The organism is Micromonospora sp. NPDC051006 (genome assembly GCF_044456245.1).
In the GTDB taxonomy this organism is placed as follows: domain Bacteria; phylum Actinomycetota; class Actinomycetes; order Mycobacteriales; family Micromonosporaceae; genus Micromonospora.
In genome coordinates, this window is sequence record NZ_JBITFP010000003.1 from 99,521 (window position 1) to 113,469 (window position 13,949).

The window sequence follows — 13,949 nt, forward strand, 5'->3', positions numbered from 1 at the left end:
GACGCAGGCGGTCAGACGACGCGGCAGGGCCGTCGCCGCCCCGGAGCGGCTTGCGGGCATTTGTCCCCGTGGCGGCGGCGTGGAGGATGGCTGCGGCAGGTGCTTACAGAACCCTTAACTCCTGCCTGAGACGGTGTGCCGGACGACGAGGGAACCACGGGAGCGGAAGCGTGCGGGTGCTGGTGGCGGACGACGAGCGGTTGTTGGCGGACACCGTCGCCGAGGGGCTGCGTCGCCTCTCGATGGCGGTCGACGTCTGCTACGACGGCGACGGCGCGCTGGAGCGGATCGGGGTCAACCGGTACGACGTGGCCGTGCTGGACCGCGACATGCCCGGTCACACCGGTGACGAGGTGTGCCGCAGCCTCGCCGGCTCGGACGCCGGCACCCGGGTGCTCCTGCTCACCGCGGCGGCCGGCATCCGGGACCGGGTGGAGGGCCTCGGGCTGGGCGCCGACGACTACCTGACCAAGCCCTTCGCCTTCGCCGAACTGGTCGCCCGGGTGCAGGCGCTCGGCCGGCGCTCCGCCCCGGCGGTGCCGCCGGTGCTCGACCAGCACGGCGTGGTGCTGGACGTGGCCCGGCACGCGGTCACCCGGGGCGGTCAACCGATCAACCTGAGCCCGAAGGAGTTCGCCGTGCTGCACGTGCTGATGCGCGCGGGCGGCCAGGTGGTCAGCGCGGAGGACCTGCTGGAGCAGGCGTGGGACGAGTTCGCCGACCCGTTCACCAACGCGGTGCGGGTCACCGTGATGACCCTGCGCAAGAAGCTCGGCCAGCCGGCCGTGATCCACACCGTGCCGAAGGCCGGCTACCGGCTCGGCGGGCCGGAGTGAACCCGCGGCGTCGCGTCGTGCTGGTCGGTGTGCTGGCCCTGCTCGTCGGGTTCGCCCTGACCGGCCTGACGAAGGTGGTGCTGGGCCTGATCTGGTACCGCGGCGTGCAGTTCTGCGACCTGTCGCTGCCCGGGTCGGGGGTGGTGTGCCAGCCGGCGCGCCAACTCGACGCCCTGCTGGTTCCGCTGGCGGCGCTCGTGCTGCTTCTGGGCGCGGTGGCCGCCATCTGGGGCGCCGCGGTGTGGTGCCTGCGCCCGGTGCGGGATCTCGCCGGCCCGGTCGGGCAGGTGGGCCCGCAGAACCTCGGTCACCGGCTCCGCCCGCAGGGCCGCGACGAGCTGGCCCGGCTCTCCCGGGCCATCGACGAGATGATGGAGCGCATCTCGGCCGGGTACGAGGGGCAGCGGCGGTTCGCCGCGAACGCCTCGCACGAGCTGCGGACGCCGCTCGCGGTGCAGCGGACGCTGATCGAGGTCAGCATGGCCCAGGCGCTCACCGGCGAGCAGCTCCAGCTGCTGACCGCCCAGCTGCTGGCGACCAACGAGCGCAACGAGCGGCTCATCGAGGGGCTGCTCACGCTCAGCGAGAGCGACCAGGGGCTGCACTCCCGCACGCCCCAGCGCCTCGACGAGATCGTCACCACCGTGCTCGCCGCGCACCAGGACCGGGTGACGGCGGCCGGCTTGACGGTGGAGACCCACCTGGCCCCGCGGGTGGTGCTGGGCGAACGGGTGCTGCTGGACCGCCTGGTGACCAACCTGGTGGAGAACGCGATCAAGTACAACCGACACGGCGGCACGCTCACCGTCGCGGTGGGCGCGACACCGGCGTTGACCGTGGTCAACACCGGCCAGGTGGTGCCGGCCGAGGCGGTCGCCGGCCTCTTCGAGCCGTTCCGGCGGCTGGCCCGAGACCGGACGAACCACGGCGGCGGGGCGGGGCTCGGCCTCGCCATCGCCCGCTCGATAACCCAGGCGCACGAAGGACTCATCGACGCCCGACCCGCCGAGTACGGCGGCCTGCGGATAGACGTCCAGCTACCCGCACCGCACTGACCCGGCGCAGCTCCGAGCGCCCCCGACGGGACCGCGTACCGCGGCAACCCGGCCTGCGGCGTGCCCGGAAACCGGCCGGCCCGCACCGCCGCGGGCGTCGGCCAACCCCGCAAGGCCGTCGACCAACGCCGGTCGGCCAACGCCGTCGACCGACCCGGAAGTAGGAGATGACATGTCCCGCACGAAGCCACCCGAGGCCGCCCCGGCCCGGGTCGACGTGCCGGAGGCCGCCCGGTGGCTCGCCGGCCGGGTGCTCCGCACCCCCGTGCTGCGCTCCCCGGCGATCGACCGGCTCGCCGGCGTCCGGGTGCTGATGAAGGCGGAGAACCTGCAGGCCGGCGGCTCGTACAAGATGCGCGGCGCACTGCTGGCGGTCGGCCGGCTCGCCGCGGCCGGGCACAGCGGAGTGGTCGCGCAGAGCACCGGCAACCACGCGGTGGCGGTGGCGCTGGCGGCTCGCCGGTACGAGCTGACCGCCACGGTGGTGCTCCCGGCCGACGCGGCGCCGACCAAGGTCGCGCGGGCCCGGTCGGCGGGGGCGCGGGTCGTCCTCGCCGGCACCACCGTCGAGGAGCGGGTGGCCGTGGCTCACCGGATCAGCGACGAGACCGGTTCTCCGCTCGTCGACGCGTACGACCATCCGGACGTCGTCGCCGGCCAGGGCACCGCCAGCCTGGAGCTGATCGAGGAGGCCGAGCGGGCCGGTACCCCGCTGGACGCGCTGGTGCTGCCGGTCGGTGGCGGCGGCGGCGCGGCCGGTGCCTGCCTGGCCGTGGGCGACCGCCCGATCGAGGTGTACGGCGTCGAGCCGGTCGGCTGCGACTCGCTGGCCCGCAGCCTGGCCGCCGGCCGGCCGACCCCGGTCGAGCCGGCGCCGACGATCGCCGACGGCCTCCGGCCGTCCTGCGTCGGCACGCTGCCGTTCGCCATCCTGCGGACCAGCCTGCGCGGGGTGGTCCGGGTGGACGACGAGGAGATCGCCTCGGCGTTCCGGCTGCTGCTGCTGGAGCTGAAGGTGTTGGCCGAGCCGTCCGGGGCGGCCGGCCTGGCCGGGGCGCTACGCGTCGCCGCCGAGGGCGGACGGCGACACGGCACGGTCGGCGTGGTGCTGACCGGCGGCAACGTGGAGGCGGAACTGGTCGCCCGGCTGGCGACCGCCCGGCCCGCCCAACTGACGAGCATGGAAGGGGCGGCCGCATGAGCGAGCGTCAGCGAGTGAATCATCGATTCAGGGCGGCGGTGCCTCATGGCGGCACGCAGCGCAGCGGAGTGCCGGCATGAGCGAGCCGATCCGGATCGGAATTCTGTTCGGCGGGCCGTCGGCGGAGCACGAGGTCTCCTGCGCCTCCGCGCTCGGCGTGGCCCGGGCCCTGGCCGGCGGCGCGTACCGCGTCGTCGCCATCGGCGTCACCCGCACCGGCGGCTACCGGCTGGTCCCCGACGCGGTGCTGGCCGACCTCTTGGCCGGCACGGCGGCGGAACGGGCCATCGACGACCGGCTGACGGTGACCGGGCCGGCGGTGGAGCTGCGGCCGGGTCCCCGCCCCAGCACGGCGGTGGTCACCGCGGCGGACGCGCCCGGCGCGGTGCACGCCGAGCTGGACGTGATCTTCCCGGTGCTGCACGGCCCGTTCGGCGAGGACGGCGTGGTGCAGGGGCTGCTCGAGGCGCTGGGCGTGCCGTACGTGGGGTGCGGGATCCTCGCCTCGGCGGTCGGGATGGACAAGGTGGCGATGAAGCGGGCGCTGCGTGCCGAGGGCGTGCCGATCACCCCGCACGTCTCGTTCGACGCGGAGACCTACCGGGCCGCCGAGGACCCGGAGAAGCTGGTGCTGGGGCTGCGCCGGCCGCTGTTCGTGAAGCCGGCCCGGATGGGATCCTCGATCGGGATCTCCCGGGTGGCCGACGGCGACGATCTGGCGACGGCGGTCGAGGAGGCGCTGCGGCACGACAGCCTGGTCGTGGTCGAGCAGGGGGTGACCGGCCGGGAGTTGGAGTGCGGCGTGCTCGGCGGCTCCCGCCCGGAGGCGTCGACGGTGGGCGAGGTGCGGGTCACCGGCGGCTGGTTCGACTACCAGCAGAAATACTTCGGCGACGCCGACCCGATGGTCGTACCGGCGCCGCTGCCCGACGAGGTGACGGAGCGGATCCGGGAGCTGTCGTTGCGCGCGTTCGCCGCGATCGGCGGCTGGGGGCTGGCCCGGGTCGACTTCCTCTACGCCGAGGCGACCGGTGATCTCTACGTCAACGAACTGAACACCATGCCGGGCTTCACCGCGCATTCGATGTATCCGAAGGTGTGGGCGGCCGCCGGGGTCGGCTACCGGGAGATCCTCGACCGGCTGGTCGGGCTCGCCTTCGCCCGGCACGCGGCCCGCCCCGGCGGCACCGTCGCGGGGGGTGCCCGGTGATCCTGCTCTCCGACCCCCGCGTCGCCGCGGTGACCGGAGCCGACGACGGCGAAGAGCTGGTGGACCTTCGCGAGCTGCCGGAGCTGCGGCTGGACACGCGGGCGGCCGATCCGGCCGGGGCGTACGCTCGGCTGCGCCAGGGGGTCGCGGACCGGTTGCTGGCCGCGCAGCGCTCGCTCCCCACCGGCCTGCGCCTGCTGGTCATCGAGGGGTACCGGCCGTACCGTGCGCAGCTGGACATCTTCACCGGCTACCAGGAGGTGCTGCGTCGCAGCCACCCGGACTGGTCGCCGCAGCGGGTGTACCGGGAGACCACCAAGTTCGTCGCACCGGTGGAGGTGGCGCCGCACAGCACCGGCGGCGCGGTGGACCTGACGCTCTGCACCGACGACGGGGTCGAGGTGGAGATGGGTACCGCCGTGGACGCCACCCCCGAGGCCAGCCGCAACGCCTGCTACACCGCCGCGCCCTCGATCGGCGCCGCCGCACGCCGGCACCGGCGGATTCTGGTGGACGCGCTGAGCGACGCGGGCCTGGTGAACTACCCGACCGAGTGGTGGCACTGGTCGTACGGCGACCGGTACTGGGCCCTGCTCACCGGCGCGCCGCACACCCGCTACGGGCCGATCTGACCCAGCGCCGGGATCACTGTTCCGGCCGGCGGTGAACGATTCGGCGCTCCCCATCCGTACCAGGCGTCGTAGGACACCACCGGACGACGGGAGACAACGGTGAAGGTGCAGCGCAAGCACGTGCTGGCGGCTGGTGTGGCGGTGGCCGCCGTGGCGGCCGTGGCGGTGGGCACCGGCCTCGGGTTCGCGGACACCGCACCGGCACGGGCCTCGGTGTGCCAGGGGTCGGTGACCTTCTCGGCCGAGGGCGGGGCGCCGGCGGCGACCAGCGACCGGTTTCCGGTGGGCACCCGGCTGCGGGTGACCAATCTGGACAACAACCGGGCGGCCACGGTGACGGTGACCGGCCCGTCGGGCAGCTGCGTGCTGCTCAACGCCGCCGCGATGGAACTGGTCCGCGAGCCGGGCAAGAACGTCATCCGCCGCAACGTGGTGGAGCGGGTGGACGACGCCGCCGCCCAGCCCGCCCCGGCGCAGCCGGACGGCTCGGTCCGACCCGGTGCGGCGTCGCCCGGCGCGCCCGGTCCGGCCCCCCGCTCGGCCTGCTCGGGGGCGATCACCTTCTTCGCCGAGAGCGGGGCGGCGCCGGCGGCGACCAGCGACCGCTTCCCGGCGGGCACCCGGCTGCGGGTGACCAACCTGGACAACAACAAGGCGACCACGGTGACGGTGACGGGCCCGTCGGGCAGCTGTGTGCTGCTCAACGACGCCGCGATGGAGCAGATCCGGGAGCCGGGCAAGAACCTGGTCCGCCGCAACACCGTCGAGGTGCTGCGCTGACGGAGGCGGGAAGCAGGGGCCCGGATGCGGGCCCCTGCTGCCGGCTCAGCCGAAAGCGGCGTCGAGGATGTCCAGACCCCGGGTCAGCTCGGCGTCGGAGATCACCAACGGGGGCAGGAAGCGCAGCACGTTGCCGTACGTGCCGCAGGTGAGGGTGAGCAGGCCGGCGGCGTGACAGGCCGCCGACACCGACGCGGTGGCGGCCGGATCCGGGGTGAGGGTGCCCGGCTGCACCAGCTCCACGGCGAGCATCGCCCCGCGCCCGCGTACCTCGGCGACCCGCGCGTCCCGCTCGGCGATCGCCCGCAGCCGAGGGGCCAGCACCGACTCGATCCGCCGGGCCGCGGCCGCCAGGTCCAGCTCGTGCATGGTCTCGATGCTGGCCAGGGCGGCGGCGCAGGCGATGGGGTTGCCGCCGTACGTGCCGCCGAGGCCGCCGACGTGCACCGCGTCCATCAGCTCGACGCGGCCTGTCACCGCGGCCAGCGGCAGCCCGCCGGCGATCCCCTTGGCCAGGGTGATCAGGTCGGGCTCGACGCCCTCGTGCTGGCAGGCGAACCAGTCGCCGGTGCGGCAGAACCCAGTCTGGATCTCGTCGGCGACGAAGACCACCCCGGCGGCCGTCGCCCACTGGCGCAGCGCGGGCAGGAACCCCGGCGCCGGTACGACGAAGCCGCCCTCGCCCTGGATCGGCTCGATCAGCAGCGCGGCCACGTTCTCCGCGCCGACCTGCTTCTCGACCAGCTCGATCGCCCGGGCCGCGGCCGTCGCGCCGTCCAGCCCACCGTCGCGCAGCGGGTACGACATCGGCACCCGGTAGATCTCTCCGGCGAACGGCCCGAACCGGTGCTTGTAGGGCATGTTCTTCGCGGTCAACGCCATGGTCAGGTTGGTCCGGCCGTGGTACGCGTGGTCGAAGACCACCACCGCCGGCCGCCCGGTGGCGTGCCGGGCGATCTTCACGGCGTTCTCCACCGCCTCGGCACCCGAGTTGAACAGCGCCGACCGCTTCTCGAACCCGCCCGGCGTCAGCGCGTTGAGCTGTTCGCAGACCGCCACGTACGACTCGTACGGCGCGACCATGAAGCAGGTGTGGGTGAAGCGTTCCACCTGCGCCCGCACCGCCTCGACCACCTTCGGGGCCGAGTTGCCGACGTTGGTGACCGCGATGCCGGCGGCGAAGTCGATCCACTCGCGCCCGTCGACGTCGGTGATCGTGCCGCCAGCAGCGGAGTCCACGTAGGACGGGATGACGCTGCCGACCCCCCGGGCCACCGCGCCCCCACGCCGTTTGTGCAGCTCGTCAGAAGTCGTCATAGGTGTCAGCCCTCGATGTTGTGCATGACGTGCTTGATCCGGGTGTAGTCCTCCAGGCTGTAGACCGAGAGGTCCTTGCCGTGGCCGGAGTGCTTGAAGCCGCCGTGCGGCATCTCGGAGACGAACGGGATGTGCGTGTTGACCCAGACGCAGCCGAAGTCGAGCCGGCGGGTCATCCGCATCGCCCGGCCGTGGTCCCTGGTCCAGACCGACGCCGACAGGCCGTAGTCCACGCCGTTCGCCCAGCGCACCGCCTCGTCCTCGTCGGAGAAGCGCTGCACGGTGATGACCGGCCCGAAAACCTCGTCCTGGATGATCTCGTCCTGCTGCCGCAGGCCGGAGACGACGGTCGGGGAGTAGAAGTAGCCGCGCTCGCCCACCCGGGAGCCGCCGGCCTGGATCGCGGCGTGGTCGGGGAGCCGGTCCACGAAGCCGCTGACCCGGGTCAACTGGTTGGCGTTGTTCAGCGGGCCGTAGAGCACGTCGGCGTCGTCCGGTGCGCCGGTCTTCGTGTTGCGGGCCTGCTCGGCCAGCGCCGCCACGAAGTCGTCGTGGATGCCGGGGCCGGCCAGCACCCGGGTCGCCGCGGTGCAGTCCTGCCCGGCGTTGAAGTAGCCGCCGACCGCGATCGCCTCGGCCGCCGCCGCCAGATCCGCGTCGTCGAAGATCACCACCGGGGCCTTGCCGCCCAGTTCCAGGTGGGTGCGCTTCAGGTCGGGGGCGGCGGCGGAGGCCACCTCCATGCCGGCGCGGGTCGAGCCGGTGATCGACACCAGTTGCGGGGTCGGGTGGGAGACGAGGGTACGGCCGGTGTCCCGGTCGCCGCAGACCACGTTGAACACGCCCGGCGGGAAGAACTCGGCGGCGATCTCGGCCAGCAGCAGCGTCGACACCGGCGTGGTGTCCGACGGCTTGAGCACCACCGTGTTGCCGGCGGCCAGCGCCGGGGCGATCTTCCAGACCGCCATCATCAGCGGGTAGTTCCAGGGCGTGACCTGGGCGCAGACCCCAATCGGCTCGCGCCGCACGTACGAGGTGTGCCCGGCCATGTACTCGCCGGCCGACCGGCCCTCCAGCATCCGGGCCGCCCCGGCGAAGAAGCGGAACTGGTCCACCGACGGCGGCAGTTCCTCCTCGGCGGTCAACTGACGCGGCTTGCCGGTGTTGCGGACCTCCGCGTCGACCAGGTCGGCGGCCCGGGCCTCGACCGCGTCGGCGAGCTTGAGCAGCGCCTTCTGCCGCTCGGCCGGGGTGGCGTCCCGCCAGCCCTCGAAGGCGCCGGCGGCGGCCTTCATCGCCGCGTCAACGTCGGCCGCGCCGGAGACCGGCGCCTGCGCGAAGACCTCACCGGTGCACGGGTCGACCAGGTCGGCGTACCCGCCGTCCACCGGGTCGACGTACTGGCCGTTGACGAAGTTGCGCAGCTGCTGCTGGTCACTCATGAGGAGTCTCCGAGGGGTGGCCGAGGATGAGGTCAGCGGAGGTTATCGCAATCTGACTGCCATCTTCGCTACTGAATTCGCGGCAGACAAGGCCTTGGGCGACTGTTTCCGTGAGCCGATGCCGTCGTCTACGCTGCGCACGTGGAGCCGAGAGCCTGCTACGTCGCCGGTCGCCCCGTTCACGGTGAGGGCGACCTGACCGTCCACCACCCGTACGACGGCCGGGTGGTGGGGCGTACCACCCTGGCCACGCCCGACCAGGTCGAGACCGCCGTCGCGGCGGCGGCCGAGGTGGCCGCCGAGGCCGCGGCCCTGCCCGCGCACGCCCGCGCGGCGGCCCTGGACCACGTGTCGCGGCGGCTCGCCGAGCGGGCCGAGGAAGTCGCCGCACTGATCACCGCCGAGAACGGCAAACCCTTGAAGTGGGCCCGCGCCGAGGTCGGTCGAGCCGTCTCCACCTTCCGCTGGGCCGCCGAGGAGGCCCGGCGGTTCTCCGGCGAACTGCAACGCCTCGACACCGACCCGGCCGCGGGCGGACGGATCGCGCTGGTCCGGCGCGCGCCCCGTGGCCCCGTGCTGGGGATCGCGCCGTTCAACTTCCCGCTCAACCTGGTGGCGCACAAGGTGGCTCCGGCGATCGCGGTCGGTGCGCCGATCATCGTCAAGCCCGCGCCGGCCACCCCGCTCTCCGCGCTGCTCCTGGGCGAGCTGCTCGCCGAGACCGACCTGCCGCCGGGCATGTTCTCGGTGCTGCCGCTGCCCAACGAGCGCGCCGCCGAGCTGGTCACCGACCCACGGCTGCCGGTGGTCTCGTTCACCGGTTCCGGCCCGGTCGGCGCGGCGATCCGCCGCTCGGTGCCCGAGAAGCACGTCACCCTGGAACTGGGCGGCAACGCGGCCGCGGTGATCTGCGCGGACTGGACCTCGGACGAGGACCTGACCTTCGCCGCGCAGCGGATCGCCACCTTCGCGAACTACCAGGCCGGGCAGTCGTGCATCGCCGTGCAGCGGGTCTACGTGCACGAATGGATCTACGACGGCTTCCTGCCGCGGCTGGTCGCCGCGGTGCAGGAGCTGCGCACCGGCGACCCGACCGACGAGCGCACCGACGTGGGGCCGCTGGTCTCGGAGGACGCCGCGCGCCGGGTCGAGGCCTGGGTGGACGAGGCTGCGGCGGCCGGCGCGACCATCGAGGTCGGCGGCCGGCGCGACGGTGCGACGTATCCGCCGACCGTGCTCACCGGGGTGCCGACCGACGCCAAGGTCGTCGCCGAGGAGGTCTTCGGGCCGGTGCTGGTGGTCGCCCCGGTCACCGACGACCAGGCCGCGTTCGCCGCGGTCAACGACTCCGCGTACGGGTTGCAGGCGGGCGTCTTCACCCACGACATCCAGACCGCGTTCCTCGCCGGTCGGGTGCTCGAGGTGGGCGGGGTGATCGTCGGGGACGTCCCGTCCTACCGGGCCGACCAAATGCCGTACGGCGGCGTGAAGGGCAGCGGCGTCGGGCGTGAGGGGCTGCGCAGCGCCATGGACGACTACACCGAGCCCCGCGTCATGGTCCTCACCGGCCTGCGGCTCTAGCCCCTCGGCGCGGCGGTCTGCGGCCTCGTCACCAGGTGCCGTCGTCGCGGACCCGGGCCGGCGCGCGGCCGAGCAGCAGGGTGGTCAGCGCCTCGTCGACGTCCGCGCCCAGGAACCACTCGCCGGCCTGGTCCAGCGCGAAGACCCGGCCCCGCTCGTCGACGGCGAAGATGCTGTCGCCGTGCTCGGAGCCGAACGGGAAGAGCCGCACACCCAGCACGGCGCCGAAGTCGGCCAGGACGTCGGCGCTGTGCGCGCCGTGCAGCGGGTTGGTGGTGAACCGGTTGATCCAGACCTGCTCGCCCGGCCCGCGCCGGCGGCTCGCCAGCGCCGGGAAGGTGGTGATCGCCCGTACGGCGGCGGGAAACACCTCGTGCTGGTGCTGCCGGCCGACGATCTCGCAGGTCTCCCCGATCGCGCCGGTCGCCAGCGCCGAGTTGAAGATGCTGTCCTCCCAGCCCGCGTCCATCAGCGCGTCGCCCACCTCGGCGGGGAAGCGCCCGGGGTGGTGCGGCGGACGCGACTCGGGCCGCCACACGGTGGTGAACGCCAACTCCGCCCAGGAGAAGACGTTGAAGAAGACCAGGAAGTTCAGGCACGAGTCGCAGGGGCGCTCGGCCGCACCGCCGGCGGGGTCGTCCGGCTCACGAACCCGGAACACCTCGAAGCGGGCCGCACCGAGCAGCGTCTCGGCGTCGCCCATGCCCATCGGCGCGATGCCCTCGGCGGCGCGGCGGTGGTCGTACTCGTGCAGCACGTCGGAGACCACGATCAACTCGGCGTGCCGGTCCCCACCGCGGATCAGGTGACCCGGGGGAAGCTCGTCCAGGTAGCGGCGGACCAGGGGATGGTGCCGCAGCCGCACGTCGCCCTTCGCGCCCTGGGCCCGGAACAGCCGGCCGGCGACGTTCAGGTGCGCGGTGGCGGCCGGGGTTGGCAGCCGGCGGATCTCCCGGAGCACCTGGCTGGCCGGATCGACGGTACGCGGCGGGGTCGGCCCGGCCGGGCGGGTGCGCCGGTACATCTCCTCGACCGCGGCGGGCGGCACCCGGGGCCAGGTGGTCACCTCGCCGGTTTCCCGGTCGACCACCGTCGTCGGCAGGTCACCCGGCAGCGTCCGGGCCTGACCGGACACCGTGGACGAGATGACGAAGCCGAGGTCGAACTCGGCGACGATCGGGGTGCACTCGTAGCCCAGGCGTTGCGAATCGCGACGGGCCCAGACAGCGGCGAGTTGCTCGGCCTGTTCACGGTCGATCACGCATCGAAACTACCGGACCCCACGGATTTCGTGGCGCCCGGTATGGTTCGCCCTACACACGGTGACGGGGAGGGCGGCGTGGCGGAAAGCCTTGACCGGGAAGGGAATCAGCGCCTTCGGGCGCGGTTCGACGAGGTGTACGGGCAGTACCAGCAGCTCAGGTCCGGTTTGGACGAACTGCGCGGGCGACTGGCCGAGCTTCGGGTGACAGAACGCTCAGCCGACGGTCGGGTGAGCGCGACCGTAGGGCCCCGGGGCGAGCTGATCGCGGTGGAGCTGCATCCCGCCGTCTACGGCGACCGGGACGCCGCGGCGCTGAGCCGGACGATCACCGAGACCGTGCGGCGGGCGAACGCCGCCGTGGCGACCGCCACCCAGGATGTGGTGGCCGGCTACCTGCCCGCCGGATCGGGCTCGATGGAGTTCCTCCGCACCGGTGACTTCAACGCGCTGCTGAGCCGGGCCGACACCAGCCTCGGCCAGGGCAGGTGACGACGTGGCCGACGGGCAGCTCTGGCTCGACCCCGGCCGGGCCCGGCGCGGGGGTGCCGACCTCTGCCTCGCCGGCGAGGCGGTGACCGCGCGGCGCGCCCAGGTCGGCGGCGGGATCGCGGCGGCGAGCGGGCAGCGCCCGTGGGGCCGGGACGACATCGGGGCGACGTTCGAGCGGGTCTACCGCGGAGCGGAGGAGACCGTCCTGCGGGCCTGGGACGGGGCCGGCCGGTGACCACCGGCCTCGGCGCCGACGTGGTGCGTTCGGTCGACGTCAACCTGGAGACCGACGCCGCCGCCGGCGGGCGGCTTGACCGGATCGCCGACCCGCGGCGCCACCCGCGCTGACTGGCGGAGGCCCCAATGAGCCTGCTACCAAGATGCGGGCCGTGCAGGGCGGGGGTAAAGGCCCGCGTGGGAGGGCCGCCAGGCCTGGGCCTGCCTTAGACCGTTTGGCTCTCGGCTTGTTCGGCGACGCAGACGGAGATCGCCCTGATTCGTGGCATCAGGCGGAAGACCTTCGTGATGTTCGAGGAGGAACTTCAACGCGGCGGTGACCCGGCAGCCGATCCGTTCCTCACGGCTGAGCCGGAGCAGTAGAAAAAGCTTGCGGGGGCCGCCGGGCGTCGAGCAGGGTCGCTGGTATGGCTGATTCGCCCGCTGACAACGCCAACGACAAGCCTGGAGACGGTGCCTCCGCCCCGGGCTTCGCCTGGTCGAACATGTTCGTGCACCCCGACGAGGACCCTCGCTCCGAGGGCGGCTTCGACGACGAGCGGACGATTCTCGCCGGATATCTCCGCGACCAGCGGCTCACGTTGAAGTTGAAGTGCGCCGACCTGGACGCCGAGGCGTTGGCCCGGCGCGCCGTGCCTCCGTCGACGTTGTCGCTGCTCGGGCTGATCCGGCACATGGCCGAGGTGGAGCGCGGCTGGTTCCGCCGGGTGATGGCCGGCGAGGAGGCGCCGAAGATTTACTCCACCGAGAGCGATCCGGACGCGGACTTCAACGGTGCGGTGGCGGACCCTGACGTGGTGACCGAGGCGTGGCGGAACTGGCGAGCGGAGGTGGAGTTCGCGGAACGGCTGGTAGACGAAACGGCGGACCTCGGCGCTCGGGGGCGTACGCGCCACGGCAGCGAGATCTCGCTGCGCGAGCTGCTGGTCCACATGATCGAGGAGTACGCCCGGCACAACGGCCACGCCGATCTTCTCCGCGAGCTAATCGACGGCCGGATCGGCCAGTAGGGCTCGGGTAGGCCATCGTGACCTGCGACGCCGCGATTCCGGCCGCCGATCGACCCCGGCGGGAGCCGGCCTCGGTGAACCACCCGCAGAGCCAGCCGCCGGAGGCGAGCCGGGCAGCCGTGACGGCGGGTCGCGGCGGGCCGCGCAGCGTGGCGGAGGCGATCGCCGTACAGGAGGAGTTGCGCCCCAGGGTCGATCTGGTGGGGCCCGGCCCGGCCGCGCCCGCGACGGTGGCCGGGCTGGATGTCGCGTACGCCGAGAGCAATGACCTCCTGGCCGCGGCCGTGACCGTGCTCGACGCCCGCACGCTCGACGTCGTCGACGAGGCGGTGAGCGTCGGGCGGCCCGCCTTCGGGTATGTCCCGGGGCTCTTCGCCTTCCGGGAGCTGCCCGCGCTGCTCGCCGCGCTGGACCGGCTGAGCACCCGGCCCGACCTGCTGGTCTGCGACGGGCACGGGCTGGCTCACCCACGCCGGTTCGGGCTCGCCTGTCACCTGGGCGTGGTCAGCGGTCTGCCGGCGATCGGGGTCGGGAAGACGCCGCTGATCGGTGCCTGGACACCGCCGGCGGCTGATCGGGGTGCCTGGTCGCCGCTGCGCTACGGCGACGAGGTGGTGGGTCGGGTGTTGCGGACGCGCGCCGGGGTGAAGCCGGTCTTCGTCAGCGTCGGGCACCGGATGAGCCTGGCGAACGCCACCGACCAGGTACTCGCGTTGACCCCCCACTACCGGCTGCCGGAGACCACCCGCGCCGCCGACCGGTTGTGCCGCGACGCCCTCGCCGCCGCACAAAAGGCCGCCACCCACGATGCCGCCGACCGGGGAGCCGCTGGGCGGGACCGGGCGGACGCCGGAGTGGAGGAGCCGCTGGGAGCAACCGACTAGTGCTGGACTAC

14 protein-coding genes are annotated in these 13,949 nt (G+C 73.4%); 11 read left to right on the top strand and 3 right to left on the bottom strand.

The annotated features are described in order from the left end of the window. Positions 1 to 170: 170 nt before the first annotated feature. From ACIBBA_RS06790 to ACIBBA_RS06815, 6 genes are all read left to right on the top strand, one after another. Positions 171 to 836 (top strand): response regulator transcription factor, encoded by a 666-nt coding sequence (locus ACIBBA_RS06790; RefSeq protein ID WP_396694489.1) that lies wholly within the window; start codon positions 171 to 173, stop codon positions 834 to 836. After that, positions 833 to 1,891, top strand: coding sequence for a sensor histidine kinase (locus ACIBBA_RS06795; RefSeq protein WP_396694491.1), 1,059 nt, complete (start codon positions 833 to 835; stop codon positions 1,889 to 1,891). The genes ACIBBA_RS06790 and ACIBBA_RS06795 overlap by 4 nt, the downstream gene beginning before the upstream one ends. A 172-nt stretch (positions 1,892 to 2,063) precedes the next feature. Next, the gene (locus ACIBBA_RS06800; protein WP_396694493.1) at positions 2,064 to 3,092 is read left to right on the top strand and encodes a threonine/serine dehydratase; all 1,029 of its coding nucleotides are present in this window, start codon (positions 2,064 to 2,066) and stop codon (positions 3,090 to 3,092) included. A 76-nt stretch (positions 3,093 to 3,168) separates the two neighbouring features. Beyond that, positions 3,169 to 4,302, top strand: a complete 1,134-nt coding sequence (locus ACIBBA_RS06805) for a D-alanine--D-alanine ligase family protein (protein ID WP_396694495.1) — start codon at positions 3,169 to 3,171, stop codon at positions 4,300 to 4,302. Continuing rightward, positions 4,299 to 4,934: a M15 family metallopeptidase gene (locus ACIBBA_RS06810; protein WP_396694497.1), complete on the top strand. Its 636-nt coding sequence runs from the start codon at positions 4,299 to 4,301 to the stop codon at positions 4,932 to 4,934. The genes ACIBBA_RS06805 and ACIBBA_RS06810 overlap by 4 nt, the downstream gene beginning before the upstream one ends. A 99-nt stretch (positions 4,935 to 5,033) precedes the next feature. After that, positions 5,034 to 5,714: a hypothetical protein gene (locus ACIBBA_RS06815; RefSeq protein WP_396694499.1), complete on the top strand. Its 681-nt coding sequence runs from the start codon at positions 5,034 to 5,036 to the stop codon at positions 5,712 to 5,714. Between the two features lie 45 nt (positions 5,715 to 5,759). Here ACIBBA_RS06815 and gabT read toward each other — a convergent pair whose 3' ends face one another. Both gabT and ACIBBA_RS06825 read right to left on the bottom strand, forming a co-directional pair. Continuing rightward, positions 5,760 to 7,031 carry a 4-aminobutyrate--2-oxoglutarate transaminase gene (gene gabT, locus ACIBBA_RS06820; RefSeq protein ID WP_396694501.1) on the bottom strand — a complete coding sequence of 424 codons (1,272 nt, stop codon included), beginning with the start codon at positions 7,029 to 7,031 and terminating at the stop codon, positions 5,760 to 5,762. Between the two features lie 5 nt (positions 7,032 to 7,036). After that, the gene (locus tag ACIBBA_RS06825; RefSeq protein ID WP_396694503.1) at positions 7,037 to 8,473 is read right to left on the bottom strand and encodes a gamma-aminobutyraldehyde dehydrogenase; all 1,437 of its coding nucleotides are present in this window, start codon (positions 8,471 to 8,473) and stop codon (positions 7,037 to 7,039) included. A 141-nt stretch (positions 8,474 to 8,614) separates the two neighbouring features. Between ACIBBA_RS06825 and ACIBBA_RS06830 the strand changes: the two genes are divergently transcribed. After that, positions 8,615 to 10,054 (top strand): aldehyde dehydrogenase family protein, encoded by a 1,440-nt coding sequence (locus tag ACIBBA_RS06830; RefSeq protein WP_396694505.1) that lies wholly within the window; start codon positions 8,615 to 8,617, stop codon positions 10,052 to 10,054. A 28-nt stretch (positions 10,055 to 10,082) separates the two neighbouring features. Here ACIBBA_RS06830 and ACIBBA_RS06835 read toward each other — a convergent pair whose 3' ends face one another. Continuing rightward, positions 10,083 to 11,315 (bottom strand): SUKH-3 domain-containing protein, encoded by a 1,233-nt coding sequence (locus ACIBBA_RS06835; protein WP_396694507.1) that lies wholly within the window; start codon positions 11,313 to 11,315, stop codon positions 10,083 to 10,085. A gap of 42 nt (positions 11,316 to 11,357) precedes the next feature. Between ACIBBA_RS06835 and ACIBBA_RS06840 the strand changes: the two genes are divergently transcribed. The 4 genes from ACIBBA_RS06840 to nfi all read left to right on the top strand — a co-directional run bounded on the left by ACIBBA_RS06840 (position 11,358) and on the right by nfi (position 13,938). After that, positions 11,358 to 11,807, top strand: a complete 450-nt coding sequence (locus ACIBBA_RS06840; protein ID WP_396695172.1) for a YbaB/EbfC family nucleoid-associated protein — start codon at positions 11,358 to 11,360, stop codon at positions 11,805 to 11,807. A gap of 4 nt (positions 11,808 to 11,811) precedes the next feature. Further along, positions 11,812 to 12,042, top strand: coding sequence for a hypothetical protein (locus tag ACIBBA_RS06845; RefSeq protein ID WP_396694509.1), 231 nt, complete (start codon positions 11,812 to 11,814; stop codon positions 12,040 to 12,042). Between the two features lie 409 nt (positions 12,043 to 12,451). Further along, positions 12,452 to 13,054, top strand: a complete 603-nt coding sequence (locus ACIBBA_RS06850; protein WP_396694511.1) for a DinB family protein — start codon at positions 12,452 to 12,454, stop codon at positions 13,052 to 13,054. A 119-nt stretch (positions 13,055 to 13,173) separates the two neighbouring features. Then, the gene (gene nfi, locus ACIBBA_RS06855; protein WP_396695174.1) at positions 13,174 to 13,938 is read left to right on the top strand and encodes a deoxyribonuclease V; all 765 of its coding nucleotides are present in this window, start codon (positions 13,174 to 13,176) and stop codon (positions 13,936 to 13,938) included. Positions 13,939 to 13,949 lie beyond the last annotated feature (11 nt).